Annotated in this window: 16 protein-coding genes; 12 read left to right on the top strand and 4 right to left on the bottom strand. The window is 63.4% G+C overall.

The features are described from left to right. Nucleotides 1-20 precede the first annotated feature (20 nt). The 4 genes from mmsB (at nt 21) to Q2T94_RS03610 (ending at nt 4366) form a co-directional block, all read left to right on the top strand. On the top strand, nt 21-1190 hold the full coding sequence (mmsB, locus tag Q2T94_RS03625) for a multiple monosaccharide ABC transporter permease (protein ID WP_302263356.1): 1170 nt from the start codon (nt 21-23) through the stop codon (nt 1188-1190). Between the two features lie 86 nt (nt 1191-1276). Further along, a complete protein-coding gene (locus Q2T94_RS03620; RefSeq protein WP_302262919.1) occupies nt 1277-2356 on the top strand; it encodes a maleylacetate reductase in 1080 nt (359 codons plus the stop codon). Between the two features lie 96 nt (nt 2357-2452). Beyond that, a complete protein-coding gene (locus tag Q2T94_RS03615) occupies nt 2453-3391 on the top strand; it encodes an aldo/keto reductase (protein ID WP_302262918.1) in 939 nt (312 codons plus the stop codon). Between the two features lie 42 nt (nt 3392-3433). Further along, nucleotides 3434-4366: an intradiol ring-cleavage dioxygenase gene (locus Q2T94_RS03610; protein ID WP_302262917.1), complete on the top strand. Its 933-nt coding sequence runs from the start codon at nt 3434-3436 to the stop codon at nt 4364-4366. Nucleotides 4367-4578: 212 nt separating this feature from the next. On the opposite strand, the gene iolB is transcribed toward Q2T94_RS03610, so the two are convergent. The 4 genes from iolB to Q2T94_RS03590 all read right to left on the bottom strand — a co-directional run bounded on the left by iolB (nt 4579) and on the right by Q2T94_RS03590 (nt 8745). Continuing rightward, nucleotides 4579-5472 carry a 5-deoxy-glucuronate isomerase gene (iolB, locus tag Q2T94_RS03605; protein WP_302262916.1) on the bottom strand — a complete coding sequence of 298 codons (894 nt, stop codon included), beginning with the start codon at nt 5470-5472 and terminating at the stop codon, nt 4579-4581. A 37-nt stretch (nt 5473-5509) separates the two neighbouring features. Beyond that, on the bottom strand, nt 5510-6250 hold the full coding sequence (locus tag Q2T94_RS03600; protein ID WP_302262915.1) for a GntR family transcriptional regulator: 741 nt from the start codon (nt 6248-6250) through the stop codon (nt 5510-5512). Between the two features lie 128 nt (nt 6251-6378). After that, the gene (locus Q2T94_RS03595; protein ID WP_302262914.1) at nt 6379-7449 is read right to left on the bottom strand and encodes a Gfo/Idh/MocA family protein; all 1071 of its coding nucleotides are present in this window, start codon (nt 7447-7449) and stop codon (nt 6379-6381) included. A 114-nt stretch (nt 7450-7563) separates the two neighbouring features. Further along, nucleotides 7564-8745 carry a Gfo/Idh/MocA family protein gene (locus tag Q2T94_RS03590; RefSeq protein ID WP_302262913.1) on the bottom strand — a complete coding sequence of 394 codons (1182 nt, stop codon included), beginning with the start codon at nt 8743-8745 and terminating at the stop codon, nt 7564-7566. Nucleotides 8746-8884: 139 nt separating this feature from the next. Here Q2T94_RS03590 and Q2T94_RS03585 point away from each other — a divergent pair, with 139 nt between their 5' ends. The 8 genes from Q2T94_RS03585 to Q2T94_RS03550 all read left to right on the top strand — a co-directional run bounded on the left by Q2T94_RS03585 (nt 8885) and on the right by Q2T94_RS03550 (nt 17672). Continuing rightward, complete coding sequence (locus Q2T94_RS03585; RefSeq protein ID WP_302262912.1) at nt 8885-9910, top strand: LacI family DNA-binding transcriptional regulator; 1026 nt, start codon at nt 8885-8887, stop codon at nt 9908-9910. Between the two features lie 243 nt (nt 9911-10153). Further along, a complete protein-coding gene (locus Q2T94_RS03580; RefSeq protein ID WP_302262911.1) occupies nt 10154-11149 on the top strand; it encodes a substrate-binding domain-containing protein in 996 nt (331 codons plus the stop codon). Between the two features lie 336 nt (nt 11150-11485). Next, nucleotides 11486-12481: a substrate-binding domain-containing protein gene (locus tag Q2T94_RS03575; RefSeq protein WP_302262910.1), complete on the top strand. Its 996-nt coding sequence runs from the start codon at nt 11486-11488 to the stop codon at nt 12479-12481. Nucleotides 12482-12553: 72 nt separating this feature from the next. Continuing rightward, nucleotides 12554-13609 (top strand): ABC transporter permease, encoded by a 1056-nt coding sequence (locus Q2T94_RS03570; protein WP_302262909.1) that lies wholly within the window; start codon nt 12554-12556, stop codon nt 13607-13609. Nucleotides 13610-13637: 28 nt separating this feature from the next. Further along, nucleotides 13638-14579, top strand: a complete 942-nt coding sequence (locus Q2T94_RS03565) for an ATP-binding cassette domain-containing protein (RefSeq protein ID WP_302262908.1) — start codon at nt 13638-13640, stop codon at nt 14577-14579. A 74-nt stretch (nt 14580-14653) separates the two neighbouring features. Beyond that, the gene (locus Q2T94_RS03560) at nt 14654-15709 is read left to right on the top strand and encodes a Gfo/Idh/MocA family protein (protein WP_302262907.1); all 1056 of its coding nucleotides are present in this window, start codon (nt 14654-14656) and stop codon (nt 15707-15709) included. Beyond that, nucleotides 15706-16740 carry a Gfo/Idh/MocA family oxidoreductase gene (locus tag Q2T94_RS03555; protein ID WP_302262906.1) on the top strand — a complete coding sequence of 345 codons (1035 nt, stop codon included), beginning with the start codon at nt 15706-15708 and terminating at the stop codon, nt 16738-16740. The genes Q2T94_RS03560 and Q2T94_RS03555 overlap by 4 nt, the downstream gene beginning before the upstream one ends. 59 nt (nt 16741-16799) lie before the next feature. Beyond that, complete coding sequence (locus Q2T94_RS03550) at nt 16800-17672, top strand: sugar phosphate isomerase/epimerase family protein (protein WP_302262905.1); 873 nt, start codon at nt 16800-16802, stop codon at nt 17670-17672. Nucleotides 17673-17758: the final 86 nt, after the last annotated feature.

Raw genomic sequence — 17758 nt, 5'->3', positions numbered from 1 at the left:
CGCCTCCCCGAAAAAACGGCATGGACGACGTTCGCCTTGCCATGACCCGCAACCTGCGCACCAGCGGGATCTATGTCGCCCTCGTGGCACTGGTCGCCCTGTTCGCCCTCATCACCGGCGGGGCTTCACTGTCGGCCGGCAACATCACCAACATCGTCCTGCAGTACTCCTACATCCTGGTCCTGGCCATCGGCATGGTCATCGTGATCATCGCCGGGCACATCGACCTCTCGGTCGGCTCCGTCGTGGCCTTGACCGGCGCCATCTCGGCCATCACGGTGATCAAGTTCGGGATGCCTTGGTGGGTAGGTGTCCTGGCGGCGCTGGCCGCCGGGCTGCTGATCGGTGCCTGGCACGGCTTCTGGGTAGCCTACGTCGGCATTCCGGCCTTCATCGTGACCCTTGCCGGCATGCTCCTCTTCCGGGGCCTGACCCTCTTCGTCCTAGACAATGTCTCGCTTTCACCATTCCCCGAAGGATACGGGGTCATCGCCTCCGGATTCATCAACGGGTGGCTCGGCGGAAACGGATACGACGTCTTCACCCTGGTCGTCTTCGCCCTCGGTGTCGCAGGGTTCGCCGTGAGCCAATACCGCTCGCGCAAGGCCCGCATGGGCTACCACCAGCCGGTCCCGCCCCTGTCAATGTTTGCCCTCAAGATCCTGGCCGTGGGAGTGCTCGTGATGGCATTCGCCTGGAAGCTGGCCTCGGCGCGCGGACTGCCGGTCGTGTTGATCATGCTGGCCGTCCTGATCATGGCCTACACCATGATGATGCAGCACACCGTTTTCGGTCGCCAGATCTACGCCATTGGCGGCAACCTGGCCGCCGCCTCGCTCTCGGGCGTCAAGGTCCGTGCCGTGAACTTCTGGATCTTCGTCAACATGGGACTGCTCTCGGCCGTGGCCGGCATCGTCTTTTCCTCGCGCACCAATGGAGCCCAGCCCGGTGCCGGGAACATGTTCGAGCTCGATGCCATCGCGGCGGCCTTCATCGGCGGCGCCGCTGTCACCGGTGGCGTCGGAAAGGTCGTCGGTGCCATGGCCGGAGGCCTGATCATGGCCGTCATGAGCAACGGCATGCAGCTGATGGGCATCGACCAGTCCCTGCAGTCCGTCGTCAAGGGGCTGGTGCTCCTGCTCGCGGTGGCCTTTGACATCTGGAACAAGCGCCGCGCCGGGGCACACTAAACCCGCGAACACCACTTCCGGAATGCCACCGACGGCGGACCCGGAAACACCTTGCATACGAAGTATCCCCTGGAGGAGTCCATTCAATGACCACGCAATTCACCTATGACGCCCTTCCCATGCGAGTCCGGTTCGGAGCCGGATCGCTCTCCGAATTGCCGGCCGAGCTTGACCACCTAGGACTGAAGCGGGTCCTGGTCCTGTGCTCACCCGAGCAGAAGGACACCGGAGACCAAATCGCCCAGGTACTCGGCTCGCGCGCCGTGGGCGTACTGGCCGAAGCGGTGATGCACGTGCCCGCCGAAGCAGCGAAACGCGCCAGCGACGAGGCCGCACGGGTGGGCGCCGACGGCTGCGTCACCGTGGGCGGGGGCTCGGCCATCGGCCTGGGCAAGGCCATCGCCCTGAACCACGACCTGCCGATTGTCGCCGTTCCCACAACGTATGCGGGCTCGGAAATGACCCCCGTCTGGGGCCTGACGACCAATGGACGGAAGGAGACCGGCAGGGATCCCCGGGTGCTTCCGCGCAGCGTCGTCTACGACCCGGAACTGAGCGCAACATTGCCGGCAGCCATGTCGGTGACCAGCGGCATCAATGCCATTGCGCACGCGGTCGAAGCCCTCTACGCACCGGATGCGACCCCCATCATCTCCCTGATGGCCGAAGACGGGGTCCGCGCCCTGGTCGAGGCGCTGCCTTTCATCGTGAAGGACCCCGCCGACCTGGAAGCCCGGAGCAATGCCCTGTACGGGTCGTGGCTCTGCGGCGCTTGCCTCGGGGCGACGACGATGTCGCTTCACCACAAGCTCTGCCACGCACTGGGCGGAACCCTGAACCTTCCCCATGCCCAGACCCACACGGTGGTCTTGCCCTACGCGTTGGCCTTCAACCAGCCGGCCGCCTCGCAGGCGAAACAGGCACTGTCCCGGGCCCTGGGGGATGTGGAGGATCCGGCACTGGCATTGTGGGACCTGGCCGAGGAACTCGGAGCCCCCCGGTCGCTGGCCGAGCTGGGAATGCTCGAGGAAGACATCGAGCGGATTGCCGAGGAAGTCACCAGCTACTCCTACGGCAACCCCCGCCCCATTGATCTGGCCGCGGTTCGAGGGATCCTTCGTGATGCCTGGGCAGGGGACAAGCCACGTGAAAATCCTTCGGCCTAGCCACCTCAGACCAGTGCGGCGTTCAGGTCGGGACGCGGCGCGCCAAGCATCCCTTGTGCGCTCCTGGCGCACCCCCGTACTTTCTGGAGTTGGACCATGTCTTCACAGCTAGCAGTTTCACAACAAATCAAGGTAGCACCCCTGGTGCTCGGCACCAACGTTTTTGGCTGGACGGCCGATGTCGAGGTCTGCCACCGGATCCTGGACGGGTACGTGGAGATGGGCGGGAACTTCATTGACACCGCTGACTCGTACTCGTTCTGGGCCGAAGGGAACTCGGGCGGCGAGGCCGAAACCATCATTGGGTCGTGGCTGGCGCAACGCGATGACCGTGACAAAATCCTGGTGGCCTCGAAGGTGAGTCACCATCCGCAGCTCTCGGGGATGGCTCCGGCGACAATCAACGCAGCCATCGACGGATCGTTGACCAGACTCGGGCTCGATTACCTCGACATCTACTACGCACATTTCGATGACCCGTCCACCCCTCTGGTGGAAAGCATCGAGGCAATGTCGGGGCTCGTCGACCAAGGCAAGATCCGCTCCATCGGCATCTCCAACTATTCACCGGAGCGGATCGCCCAGTGGCTTGAGATCAGCGAACGCGAAAGCTTCCCCCTTCCCGTGGCCCTCGAACCCCACTACAATCTCATGGAACGCGACGTCGAGGCATCGCTCCTACCGCTGGCGCAAAAACACTCCCTAGACGTCTTTCCGTACTATTCGCTCGCGCACGGATTCCTGACCGGGAAATATCGTGGCACGGCCGAGGTCGACAGCGTTCGGGCCGCCGACGCAGGCCGGTATTTGACGGCTCGTGGAGAAAATGTTCTTGACGCCCTCGCGCAGGTATCGGCCGACCGGACGTGCCCCTTCGCCCCGATTGCCCTGGCCTGGCTCAGGGCAAAACCCGGGATCACCGCGCCGATCGCCAGTGCACGCACCGTGGCACAGCTGATGCCCCTGGTGGCCAACATGCACCTGACCCTCACCGAAGCCGAAGTGCAGCTTCTTGATGAAGCTTCACAGCCGTAAACACCTTTGGTGCATGGCCACCAACTAAGAGGAGGAAACAACATGAGCAGTTCAATTGAAGTAGCACGCACAGCGGACGAAGCCCGCCGGGCGGCAATTTCCCCGGCGCAGATGGACGTTGAAGTACGACTGATCGAAAATGTTCTCCGGTCTTTCGAACAATGCACCGAGCCGCGGACCAAGCAATTGATGCAGTCACTGGTGCGCCACCTGCACGCCTTCATCCGCGAGGTCCGGCTCACCGAAGCCGAGTGGGAAAGGTCCATTGAATTTCTCACCGCGGTCGGCCACATCACCGACGACCGGCGCCAGGAGTTCATCCTGCTCTCGGATGTTCTGGGCGCTTCCATGCAAACGATCAACGTCAACAACGAAGCCGTGGGCAACGCCACCGAGGCCACCGTCTTCGGGCCGTTCTTTGTTGACGATGCCCCCCTCATCGCCAATGGCGGCGACATTGCCGGCGCCGGTGTCGGACAGCCCTGCTGGGTGGAAGGCAGCGTCAAGGATGTGGAGGGAAACGCCATTCCCAACGCACGCATTGAGGTGTGGGAGGCCGATGAAGACGGATTCTACGATGTCCAGTACACCGATGACCGGGTTTCGGGCCGGGCACACCTCTTTAGCGACGAGGCAGGGAGCTACAACTTCTGGGGCCTGACGCCAACTCCGTACCCGATTCCACACGACGGCCCGGTCGGCAAGATGCTGGAAGCCACCGGCCGGTCGCCCATGCGGGCATCGCATCTTCATTTCATGGTGACTGCCCCCGGTTTCCGCACCCTGGTGACGCATATTTTCGTGCGCGGCGACGAACTGATCAAGTCCGACACCGTTTTTGGCGTCAAGGACAGCCTCGTCAAGGACTTCGACCACCAACTCCCGGGCACTCCGGTGCCCGACGGACGCGAACTCGAGGACAGCGACTGGTCAAGGGTGCGATTCGACATCGTATTGGCCCCCGAGGTGGCTTGAGGAACTGCGACCCGCTTGTGGATAGCCCACTTCTCATGGCCTGAATCAGGCGCGGAGGCTCCTGACGGGTCGTTGGAAGGGGAGACCCTGTAGGGATACAGGGCCTTCCCCCGTGAGTTGAAAATTCCCGCGCGACGTTCTTCCGCAGCGGGACCTACAACAAGGAGCCGGTTTCCCCGCAATGGGGAAACCGGCTCCTTGATTTCATGTGCCTACGGTGTGAAAGGCAGACGTGGGTCGATCGATTCCTCGTTCCAGGTGCCGCGGACCCAGCCGTGGTGCGGGTCGTCGCTGATCAGCCACTCGCGCACCCGGCCCGGCCCGGCCATGACATTGAGGTAGTACAGGTCGTAGCCCGGGGCCGCCATGGCCGGACCATGCCAGCCGTAGGGAACCAAGACCACGTCACCGGTGCGCACCTCCGTGGTCACGTCGATGGGTCGCCCATCCGAGGCGTAGACGCGGGCGTATCCGATGGGGTCGGTTGTCTCAGGTGCCGGGGAATCCTTCGCCACCCGGGTCTCGAAGTAGTAGATCTCCTCGAGGTTGGTTTCTCCCTCTTTTTCCTCGTCGTGTTTGTGCGGTGGATAGGAAGACCAGTTGCCTGCCGGGGTGATGACCTCGCAGACAATGAAACGGTCGGCCTCCAGCGCCGCGGGCGTGCCAAAATTGTGGACCTGCCGGGAGCAGTTGCCCGATCCGCGAAGTTCCACCGGCGTCTGGGCCGCCGTTACCAGTCGTGTGGGGTAGGCGGCCTCGGCAGGTGCAAGAGCGACGGCAAAGCGGCCACCGGCCACCGAAGAGACCGTTACCGCGGTGTTGATGCCGGTGTAAAGGACGTCCGAAGGCCCGTGAAACACCGAGGAGCGCCCCGCAAGTTCATGGTCCTGACCGTCAACCGCGGCGGTGAAGGCCCCTTGCAGTGGGACGATGATGCGTTCCTCCGCCGCTGCAGGCATCGATAGTGATTCGCCGGGTGAAAGCTGCGCAATCTTGATGCCGGTGTGCGCCCAGCCGGCGACATCCAGCTGCGAATCCGCTGCGCCGATGGATGTTTGCCATGCTCCGTCGATGGCTGTTCCGGCCGGATATACCCAATCTGTCAAGGTTTTGCCCTTTCGAGGTTCGTGGTGCCCGGCATTTCTAACGCTGGACGAGAGTCATTTCAAAGCTGTATGAATCAGCGCGGTACACGTGGCTGCCGGTCTCCACACTGCGGCCGGTGTCATCGACAGCCGTGCGTTCCATGGTCACCAGGGCGGAGCCTTCAGCGACCTTCAGCAGCGGGGCTTGGTAGTCGTTGGCGATCATGGCGCCGATCCGCTGGTTGGCGAGTCGGAAATTCACTCCGGCATCGCGCAGGATCTGGTAGAGCCCGTGCTCGTTGAGCGACTGCTCGTCGATGGTGACAATGTCGTCGCGCACCCAGTTTTCCATCAGCGCCAGCGGGCTGCCGTCTACGCTGCGCAGGCGCGTGAAGTGGTAAACCTGCACCCCGGCCGGGAGCTTCATCAGGTCGGCCACGCGCTTGTCGGCAGGTCCGTGGCTGAAGCTCAGCGACTCGGTGGTCGGAGTCTTCCCGGAACGTTCGAGGTCGTCGTTGAGGCTGGACAGCTCCAAATGCCGACGCACCTGGCTCGACACCACCTGGGTACCCACGCCGCGCTTGCGCACCAGAAGCCCAGAACGAACCAATTCGTCCATGGCCTTGCGCATGGTTGGCCTCGACAGGTTCAGGCGCTGCGCAAGATCGATCTCGTTCTCCAGGCGGCTGCCGGCTTCCAGGGTTCCGTCGTGGATGGCGGTCTCGATGCCCTGGACGATCTGGTGGTACAGCGGCACGGGAGACGAACGATCAATCTGGATATTCAGGTCCAAGCTCAATTGTTTCCTCCATGAAACCCGTCGGCATTCCGCACGAATAGTTTGATAAGACATTCTAACTTGAGTTGAGCATAGCAGTCCAGATGCTCGCGGAGGAGGGTGCATCGCCCTCGGTTCAGGTCAGGGGTTCAGCATTGCGGACACGGTTCGTTTTTCGCCTTCGGTACGGGGACCTCGGTGCCGCCCAGGGTGGCGCTGAGCCGGGCCGCATCCAAAACCTGCACGCAGGCAACGGCCTCGCAAGCGCACACCGGCAGGGGTGTCTGGTAGCGCACGGAATCGACCAGCAACTCGTAGTAGGCGTGGTACCGTCCCTGGGCCGAGGCCACCCCCGCCGTTCGGCCGCCGATGGCCAGAGTGGCTTCGACTGGGTCGAAGCCCCAGTTGGCGTGGCTGTCCGCTGGGCGTCGTCCCTCCAGCAGGGCCTCGGCTTGGATATCGTTGCCCCGAATCGTGAGCTGGCCTTCCGCACCCTGAACCCTGAGCAACCGTTGCCCCTGTTCCGCCAGCTTGTTCGCGGACAGCCAGCTGGTGACGCCGCTGGCATGGTCCAGGCGCATGGTGAACGCCGAGTCGTTGATTCCCCATGAGGTGGGCGTCCACGTCATGCCCGCTGCAACGTTGTCGACCGGGCCAAAGAGCCAAAGCGCCTGGTCCACCAAGTGGCTGCCCAGATCCAACAGGGCTCCTCCGCTGGAGGCCGATTCGACGGATCGTGGTTCGTTTTGGTCGAACACCGATTCCAGGCTGTGCGCCGGACCGAGCCGACCCTCGGCAAGCACCGCGCCTAGCGTTGCGATGTTGGTGTCCCAACGACGGTTTTGGTAGACGCCAAGGCGTGCCCCGGAAACCTCGGCATATGCGGCCAACTCCCTTGCCTGGCCGGCATCCATGGCAAAGGGCTTGTCCAGGATCACCACTGCGCACGAGCCCAAGGCCTCCCTGACCAGGTTTTCCCGCCCGGGGGCGGGCACCGAGAGCACCAGGACATCGATCCCCGATGCCACCAGGGAATCAAGGGAGTCGTGGGCACGGACCCCGGGGTGCTCGATAGCCAGATCGGCGCGCCGTGCAGCCGAGGTTGTCACGACACCGGCCAACACGGCACCGGCGGCGGCTTCGATGACGGGGGCATGGAAGTATCTTCCTCCCCAGCCGTAGCCAACCAATCCAATGCGGATATCGGGTTCTTCGTTCATGGCAGGTGTCACATCCCCTTAGGTGCTTGCCGGGGCCGTGGCACCTGGCATGTGTTGGTCCGCGGCGGCGGGCACCGTTCTGTGCCAGCCGCCGCACGTTGGCCCCGGGCTGCGCTAGATGTTGACGAGCTTTCCATTGGACTGCGCCGAGGCGGCGACCGCGGCCAGGACCTCCATGTTCCGCACGCCTTCCTCGAAGGTGGCGCAGCGCGGCAGCGACTCCGCTTCGGATACACCGGCAACCTCTTCGAGGAATGCACGTGCCTGGTAGGCGAAGGCCTCGTTCTGGCCGAATCCAACGCTGGGCGCATCCATGGGCAGGCCGCCGGCCAGATACGGGTGCTCCGGGCCGAGGATGACCTGGCGGTAGCCGTTTTGTGCGCTGGCGCCCTCGTTGAGGAAGAGTTCGATCTCGGCGGGACGGCGCTGGTCGAAGCGGGCCGACCCGTTGGCGCAGAACACCTCGAAGATCAAGGAGTTTGCGTGGCCTGCGGCGACGCGGGAAACCTCGAAGCCGCCGGAGCCGCCGTTGGCGAATTCCGCGGAGAAGGCGGCGTAGTCGTCGTTTTCCACCGGTTCGAACGTGTCGCTGACCGGGGTGTGGTCGTGGCCCATGACGGCGCCCAGGGGCAGGGGGCGTTCCTTGATGACGGTGCTCAGCCGTCCGCCGCTGACTGCGGTGATGTCGCCGCAAAGGAACTCGGAGGCATAGGCCAGATGGCTTCCCACGTCGGCCAGGGCGCCGGAACCGGCCCCGCCCTTGTAGCGCCAGCTCATGGGTGCTGCAGCATCGAATCCGTAGTCGGTCCAGTAGCGGCCGCTGAAGTGCAGGACTTCGCCCAGCACGCCGGTGCGGATCAGATCGCGGATGTAGGCGATGCCTGGGGTGCGGCGGAACGTGAAGCCGACGCGTGCGATCCCGCTGGCCTTGGAGGCGAGCTCGGCCATGGCGCGGGCGTCATCCATGGTGTCGCTCAGCGGCTTTTCACACAGCACGTGCTTGCCGGCTGCCAGCAGTCCCTCGACGGCCTGTCGGTGCAGCGAGTTGGCGATCACGACGCTGACAACATCGATGTCGTCGGCTTCGGCAATGGCCTGCCAGCTGCTGTCCGTGCGTTCGTAGCCAAAGCGGCGCGCGGCCAACGAACCGAATTCCGGGTTCATGTCCCCGATGGAGACGAGCCTGATGGGTGGCAGGACGGGGGAGTAGAGCGTGGAGGCGCTGCGGAAGGCGGCGGCGTGGGCCTTGCCGGCCATTCCGGCACCGATGACGGCAACCCTGATTTCATTCGACATTGGGTGTCTCCTCGGAAACTAAAAAGTGGGGGGCTGGTGGTGACATTTGCTGATGATGCCCTAGACTGTTGGAGCGCTCCATATGAACGCTACGGTTGTCCATATGTCCTGTCAATCTTTTTTCCGGAAGGATTTGAAAGTGAACGAGAAAACCGCGTCCATCCGCCCCCAGGGTGCGTCGCGCCCAACGATCTACGACGTCGCCAAGCAGGCCGGGGTGTCCAAGTCCTTGGTGTCCCTGGTGCTCCGCGGTTCACCCAACGTCTCGGCGGAACGACGTGCGGCAGTGGATGCCGCAATTGCCGAACTGAACTATCGACCCAGCCGGGCTGCAGCCGCGCTAGCCGGAAGTCGCACCGGAACCATCGGGGTCATCATCGACGATTACCGAAATCTGTGGTTTGTCGACTTCCTGCAAGGCATGCAGGAGGTCCTGGCCGAACGCGGCATTCGGGTGGCGGTGGCCGACAGGTCGTTCAATGCCCATGTGGATGCTTCGCCATTGGAGGGGTTTCTGGCCATGCGGGTCGACGGCATCGTCGTTGCTTCCGAACCGAGCCCGGAGATGGGCGATGGGATTGGCGTGCCTTCCGTCTTGGCCGGGAACCGGCTCCGGCAGATTCCCGGGGCGGACGTCGTTACCAGTGACGACAAGCGCGGAGGCAATCTGGCGGCCGACCATCTGCTGGGCCTGGGGCACCGGAAGATCGGCCATGTGACTGGCGGCGGCGGTTCGGCGCGCGAGCGCGCCGCGGGATTTGTCGACGCGCTTCATGAGGCCGGGGTTGAATCCGTGGTGCTGGGGGATGCGGGAACTTCTGAGCAGGACGGATTTCACTTCACCAAGATGCTGCTGCAGGCCAATCCCGAGACGACTGCTGTTTTTGCGGCCAACGATTCGATGGCCATGGGCGCGGCTGCGGCCATCAGGGACCTGGGGCTGCGGGTTCCGGAGGACATATCCCTCCTCGGTTACGACAATTCCCCGCTGGCATCCTCCAACCTGTTGCGGCTTACGACGGTGGATGCCCTGAACCTTGAAGTCGGGCGGCAGGCCGGTTTGGCACTGTTGGCGCGCTTCGACGGAGCGGAGCAGGTAGAGGCCAAATGCCTGGTGGAACCCTGGCTCGTGGTGCGCGGATCCACTGCGAGGGTGGCTAGCTAGGGGGCCGCGCCCAAGCGCACAAGGCGCGCCAATCATTGAATAGATGAATGACATTTCTTTGGCATGCCATTTTATATTGGTAAAAATATTTGTCCTGACAATCTATTGACTTCTCAAAATTAACAAATCATGCTCGATTGTGAACGAACGAGTGGCCGACCCGAGGTCCCGCCGCACACACCTGCCAGTTCCCGAGGCAATCGCAATCGCAATCAATTCACTTTCATTTCGAGGAGCATTCCCATGTCCAGAAAATTTTCCTGGCGCACGGCTTCGGCCGCGCTCTTGCTGATTCCCGCGCTCGGCCTCACCGCCTGTTCCAGTCAGGGCGGGCGCGCCCCCGAGCCGGACGCCTCGGCACAGGGTGCCGTCGCCGACACCCCGCGTCTCAAGGTTGCGATGATCACCCACGCCCCGGCCGGGGACACCTTCTGGGACATTGTCCGCAAGGGTGCGGAGGCCGCGGCTGCCAAGGACAACATCGACCTGCAGTACCTCAGTGACCCCGAGGGCGGGAACCAGGCCCAGCTCATCGAGCAGGCCGTGGACCAGGGCGTTGACGGCATCGCCGTGACCCTGGCCAAGCCGGACGCCGTGGCCGGCGCCTTGGCCAAGGCGAAGGCGGCGGGCATTCCCATCACCAGCCTCAACGGCGGCGAGGACCGCTACAAGGAGTTGGGTGCCTTCGCGAATTTCGGCTCCAACGAACGTGCAGCCGGAGAGGCCGTGGGGCAAAAGCTTCTCGAAGAGAACTACAAGAAGCCCATTTGCGTCATCCAGGTCCAGGGGCACGTGGGGCTCGAGGCGCGCTGCGCCGGGGTGAAGTCCAAGATCCCCGCCACCGAGGTGCTTTACGTCCAGGGCACCGACATGACCCAGGTGCAGTCGACGACGACCGCGAAGCTGCAAACATCGAAAGACGTGGACGTCATCATCGGGCTGGGTGCGCCCATCAGCCTGACGCTGCTGAAATCAGTTGCCGAAGCCAATAGCTCGGCCAAGGTCGCATCCTTTGACATGAATGCCGAAATGGCCCAGAAGATCGTCGACGGCGAGATCCTCTTCACTGTTGATCAGCAGCCGTGGCTCCAGGGCTATGAGTCGATCGACGCGATTTGGCTCGATTCCGTGGGCGGCTTTGCGCTTGGTGGTGGGCAGCCGGTGCCGACTGGCCCGAGCATTGTGGACACGGACAACGCAAAGGCCGTGCTGAAGTTCGCCGAGGAAGGCCTCCGCTAACGGAAGACGGTGACGGGTGGCGGAGGGTCCTCGTTTTGCTACCTCCGTTGCCGTGGTGGCCCGGGGCGTCGCGCCACAAGAATTCCTCGACTTTCCGCGACTTGAGTAGTGTTCCGCCCGTCGTAAAGCGGCCTCACGCGTGCGTAACAATCACCCCAAAATAAGAGCTGATGTAAATATGTCCTGACAATCTCTTGACATGTGTGACTGTAGTCACGATGATCGATGAAAAGGGAAAAGCTTGTTGGCGCCAATGGCGCCTCCGACACTTGGCTGGAGCCCCTTTGGCCGTCTTGGATCAACGAGGCGAGCCCACGACTCAAGGAGATTCTTGCAATGTCAAAGTTTTCCTGGCGCAAAGCCGCGGTGGCAGCGCTCATTGTCCCTGCCCTCGGCCTGGCAGCGTGCTCAAGCGGCGGCGGTCGGGCACCTGAAACAGCCAATGGTGGCGATGCAGGCGCTGTTGCCGCGACACCGAAAATCAATGTCGCCCTAATCACCCACGCTGCACCCGGTGACACCTTCTGGGACACCGTGCGCAAGGGTGCCGAGGAAGCGGCCGTCAAGGACAACGTCGACCTGCAATACCTTTCGGACCCGGACGGCGGACGCCAGGCCCAGCTCATCGAACAAGCCGTCGACCAGAAGGTCGATGGCATAGCCGTCACGCTTGCCAAGCCCGACGCGCTGGCGTCTGCACTGAAAAAGGCCCGCGATGCCGGTATCCCGGTGGTAAGCCTGAACGCAGGCGAAGACCGCTACAAGGAACTCGGCGCCTTCACCCACTTCGGTTCCAATGAAAAACTCGCAGGCGAGGCCGTCGGCGAGAAGCTCGCGGCCGACGGCTTCAAGCACCCCGTTTGTGTCATCCAGGAACAAGGTCACGTCGGCCTTGAGAATCGTTGTGCGGGTGTCAAGGAAAAGGTCCCCGGATCGGAGATCCTCTACGTGCAAGGCACCGACATGACCCAAGTCCAGTCAACTGTCACGGCCAAGCTCCAGGCCAGCAAGGACGTCGATGTCGTCATCGGGCTCGGCGCACCGTTCACCCTGACCATCCTGAAGTCGGTTGCCGGCGCCAATTCCGATGCCAAGGTTGCGTCCTTTGACATGAACCCCGAACTCGCCCAGCAAATCGTCGACGGAAACGTCCTTTTCACTGTTGACCAGCAGCCCTGGCTGCAGGGATACGGCGCCGTGGATGCGCTATGGCAGAACACCCGCGGCGGTTTCGAGATCGGCGGCGGCCAGCCGGTGCTGACGGGTCCGGCCATCATTTCCAAGGACAACGCCGCAGCGGTCCTCGAATTCGCCGAACAGGGTATCCGCTAACAGTCAAAGACCCACGTGGTGGCGGTGGATTAAACCACCGCCACCACGGACCAACGGAAAGTAATTCACATCATGACGAACACACTCCTCACCCCGCCGACCGCCCCCAAGGTGGCCGATGAGCGGGTGGCGTCCAAAGGCGCCATCTCCACGCTGTTGGGTCGCCCGGAATTCGGTGCCCTCGTCGGCGCGGTTGCCATGTTCGCTTTCTTCGCTTTCGTGGCCCCTGTATTCCTGCAGCCTTCATCCTTCGCCACGGTGCTTTACGGGTCCTCGACCATCGGGATCATGGCGGTGGGCGTCTCGCTGCTGATGATCGGTGGAGAATTCGACCTTTCCACCGGCGTTGCGGTGATTTCCTCGGCACTGAGTGCTTCCCTCTTTTCTTGGTACTTCGGAACCAATGTGTGGGTGGGTGTGGTGCTCGCGCTCGTCGTCTCGCTGGCCGTCGGATTCATCAACGGCTGGATCTTGATCAAGACCAACCTTCCTTCCTTCATTGTCACGCTGGCCACGTTCCTGATGCTGACCGGCCTGAACCTGGGATTGACCCGATTGATCGGAGGCTCGGTTTCCACCCCGTCGATCGCCGACATGGATGGGTTCGAATCGGCACGGGCGATCTTCGCCTCATCGGTGAACATCGCCGGGGTCGAAGTGAAGATCACCGTGTTCATTTGGATCGCTTTGGTGGCAGTGGCCTCCTGGATCCTGCTGCGAACCCGTATTGGCAACTGGATCTTCGCCGTGGGCGGCGACGCAAATGCCGCACGCGCAGTGGGTGTACCGGTAATCCGCACCAAGATCGGACTGTTCATGGGGGTGGGCTTCTGTGCCTGGATCCTGGGAATGCACAATCTTTTCGCTTTCGCCACGGTCCAGTCCGGTGAGGGCATCGGCAACGAATTCCTCTACATCATCGCCGCCGTCATCGGCGGATGCCTGCTCACCGGCGGCTACGGCTCGGCAGTGGGCGGGGCCATCGGCGCCTTCATCTTCGGCATGGCCAACAAGGGCATCGTCTACGCCGAGTGGAACCCGGACTGGTTCAAGTTCTTCCTGGGCCTAATGCTGCTGCTGGCCACGATCGTGAATCTGGTCGTGAAGAAACGTGCCGAGACCAAGTAGCAGCGCAAGGAACCAAGGAGCCAATCCCATGACGAACACCAATAATTCCCCAGCCCTCGAACGCATCGACCAGGCGACGCTGCTGCAGGAACAGACCGACCCGCTCACCCACACCCCGGTGCACCTGCTGGAGCTCAAGGACGTGGGCAAGCACTACGGCAACATCATCGCCCTGACCGGCGTCACCATGGCCGTGGACACCGGACGCGTGACCTGCGTGTTGGGTGACAACGGGGCCGGCAAATCGACCTTGATCAAGATCATTGCGGGGCTTCACCAGCACACCACCGGCACACTGGAGATCATGGGTGCCGAACGCAAGCTCAATTCCCCGCGAGAGGCACTGGACTCCGGCATTGCAGCCGTCTACCAGGACCTCGCCGTCGTCTCCCTGATGCCGATCTGGCGCAACTTCTTCCTCGGGTCGGAGCTCACCAAGGGGGTGGGCCCGTTCAAGAGTCTTGATGTGGAGAAGATGAAGAAAATCACCAAGGACGAGCTCGCCGCCATGGGCATCGACCTGCGGGACGTGGAGCAGCCCATCGGACAACTCTCCGGCGGCGAACGCCAGTGTGTCGCGATTGCGCGCGCAGTGCATTTCGGTGCCAAGGTGCTGATTCTCGACGAACCCACCGCGGCATTGGGCGTCAAGCAGTCCGGTGTGGTGCTGCGCTACATCCTGCAGGCGCGTGACCGCGGCCTGGGCGTCATCTTCATCACCCACAACCCGCACCACGCCTTCCCCGTCGGCGACCGCTTCCTGCTGCTCAAGCGCGGCAAGTCGATCGGCTACTACGACAAGAAGGACATCACCATCGACGAGCTGACCAGCCAAATGGCCGGCGGCGCGGAACTGGCTGAACTTGCCCATGAGCTCGAGCAGACCGGAGGACACGACGACGTGCTGGCCGAGGTCAAGGCAGAGGTTGCCGAAACCGTAGATGTCCCGGCCGCGGGGCGCCACTCGTAGCCTCCGGTCCCGGCAGCAGCCAGCATAGCCAGCAATTAGCCACGTCGACAAAGCCAGAAAGCACAGGAGTACACATGAGCGGATTCCCCGCCGCACTTCCCGAATCCCGGGTCCCCGATTCACGAGACGCACCGATTCTGAACTGGGGAATCGCCGGTCCTGGCTGGATCGCCGAACGATTCACCGAGTCGGTAAAGGCCCACTCCACACAGAACATCACGGCCGTCGGCTCACGGTCGGCCGCACGTGCGGCCGAATTCGCCGCCAAGCACTCAATACCAGCCAGCCACGGAAGCTACAAGGAATTGGCGCAGGACCCGGACGTTGACATCGTCTACGTGGCAACCCCGCACCCCCAGCACTTCGACGTGGCGATGACCGCCATTGAGGCCGGAAAGCACGTACTGGTGGAAAAGCCCATGGGAATCACCGCGGAACAGGTCCGCGCCATGGTGCAGGCCGCCCGCGCCAAGAACGTCTTCGCCGCCGAAGCCCTGTGGACCTTCTTCCTGCCCAAGTTCGACGTGATCACCCAGCTACTGGAATCGGGAGCCCTGGGGACGCTGGTGAATGTGTTGGCCGAATACGGCGAGCACTTCGAACCCGGCCATCGGATCTTCGACCCCGCGCTCGCCGGCGGACCGCTGATGGATCTGGGGACTTACCCCCTGGCATTCGCCACCCGGGTTCTTGGCGCCCCCGAAACCGTTGCCGCCATCGGCACCGCGCACCCCGCGGGAGTCAACTCACAACTCTCCACCGTCCTGGGATTTTCTTCAGGTGCACAGGGCATCGTGAACACCCAGCTCTACAATTTCACCCCCACCGACGCAGTGGTCACCGGAACCGAGGCCACACTGCACATCGACGGCCCCTTCAACATGCCCGGGGGCTTCACGCTGCGCCACTTTGACGGGCGCGAACTGCGCTACGAGGACACCCCCGGAGCGCACTTCGAGGGGCTGCACTATGAGGCCGCAGCCGTGGCCCGAAGCATCGCAGCGGGGTTGCAGCAGACGCCGCAGCGTCCGCTGGAAGACACCTTGACCACACTCGAACTGGCCGACGAGATCCGCCGCCAGACCGGCATAGAATTCCCAGACACCGCCAAACGGAAGCAGAAACCATGAAGACACTGAACCTCGGGCTCATCGGAGTCGGCCGCATCGGCACCATGCACGCCAACAACCTCAATACGCTTCGCCCGCAGCTGGCCGAACGCGGCCTGGACGTGAATCTGTGGATCACTGACGTCGCCGCCGACTACGCGCGCACCGTGGCCGAGGGGCTGGGCGCCAACTTCTTCGACTCCGTGCAGGGAATGATCGATGCCGGGGTGGACGCGTTGCTCATTGCCACCGGGACCATGACGCATCCGGACCTGATCCGGGCCGGCATCGCCGCGAACCTGCCGGTCTTTTGCGAAAAGCCCGTGGCCGGCGACGTGGAAGCGGCCCTGCCGTTGCTGGAGGAAATCGCCGCCGCGAGCGGACGCGTGCAGATCGGCCACCAGCGACGGTTTGACGCCGGCTACCTAGAGGCCAAGCGCCGCCTCGAAGCCGGTGACATCGGGTGGATCCACTCGATGCGCGCCATCACTGGGGACATGTTCCCGCCTTCCCTGGAGTTCATCGCCTCTTCCGGCGGGCTCTTCCGCGACTGCTCGGTCCATGACTTCGACATCCTGCGCTGGATCACCGGCAAGGAAATCGTCGAAGTCTACGCCAAGGCTTCGAACAACGGGGACCCGGGAATCGGAGCCGCGGGCGACGTGGACACCGCGCTGGCCGTGCTGACCTTTGAGGACGGAACCGTGGCCACTGCGATCGCCACCCGCTACAACGGGGCCGGCCATGACGTGCGCCTGGAAATCCAGGGGTCCAAGGACACGGTGGTGGTGGGACTCGACGAGAAGTCAGCCCTGCGTTCGGCCGAGCAAGGCGTCGCTTTTCCCGCGGGTACCGCACACCAGACCTTCATCGAGCGCTTTGACGACGCCTATCGTGCCGAACTCGTGGCCTTCATCGAGTATGTACTGGGCGAACGGGACAACCCATGCTCGCCATGGGACGCCGTGGCCGCGTCGCGGGTCGCAGACGCAGCCCAGGAGTCCTTGCGCACCGGGGCGCCGGTTTCCGTTGCCATGGTTCCCGCCTCCTAGAACCCACCCTGTCAACACCAAGAACGAATCAGCCTCCCACGTCTTAAGGAACCCCATCCATGACCACCACCATCGCCAACCAGCTCGCGGCCGCCCCGATTTCCTGGGGCGTGTGCGAGGCCGCCGATTGGGGAGTGCAGCTAAGCCCCGAACAAGTACTGGGGGACATGCGGGAACTGGGCATCAAGGCCACCGAATTCGGCCCGCTCGGTTTCCTGCCAACCGAACCCTCGGCACGCGCCGCGCACCTTGAGGGATACGGGATGAAGGCGGTGGGTGGTTTCCTGCCGGTGGTGCTCCACGATCCGGCGGTGGATCCGATGCCGCTGGTCGAGGCCGAATTGAAGGCGTTCTCCGTGGCGGGTGCCTCCGTGCTGGTGCTGGCGGCGGACGCCGGAACCGGCGACTACGAGGCGCACCATGAAATGGACGAGGCGCAATGGGCGGTGTTCGAGAGAAACCTCCAGGCAGTGGTGGACCTGGCCGCCGAAGTCGGGATCCTGGCCGTGTTGCACCCGCATGTGGGCACCATGGTCGAATCGGCGGCCAGCGTGCAGCGGCTGCTGGAAACCACCACGGCGCAGATCTGCCTGGACACCGGCCATTTGCTGGTGGGTGGCACCAATCCGCTGGAATTGGTGCGCCACCATGCTTCGCGCGTTGGCATCGCCCACCTGAAGGACGTGCGCTCCGGGATTGCCGCCCAGGTGGCAAGCGGGGAGCTCGGATTCGTGCAGGCAGTCAAGGACGGCATGTTCGTGCCGTTGGGTCAGGGCGACTGCGAGATCGCCGAGATCGTCGGACTGCTCAAGGATGCCGGCTACGAGGGTTGGTATGTCATGGAACAGGATGCGGTGCTGGAGTCGGCCCTGGACGGCGCCGCGGCCAAGACCGATGTCCGCGCCTCGATCGACTTCCTGCTGGGGTTGTAGGCGCTCGCCGACTTATTCAGGGCCTCCTGCAGCCCTGGGCCCATGGGTGTGCCGGGGATGCGTGGCTGCATCCCCGGTGGCGTTGG

This window comes from Paeniglutamicibacter sulfureus (assembly GCF_030512175.1).
GTDB lineage: Bacteria > Actinomycetota > Actinomycetes > Actinomycetales > Micrococcaceae > Paeniglutamicibacter > Paeniglutamicibacter sulfureus.
This window is presented reverse-complemented; position numbering and strand designations above follow the sequence as displayed.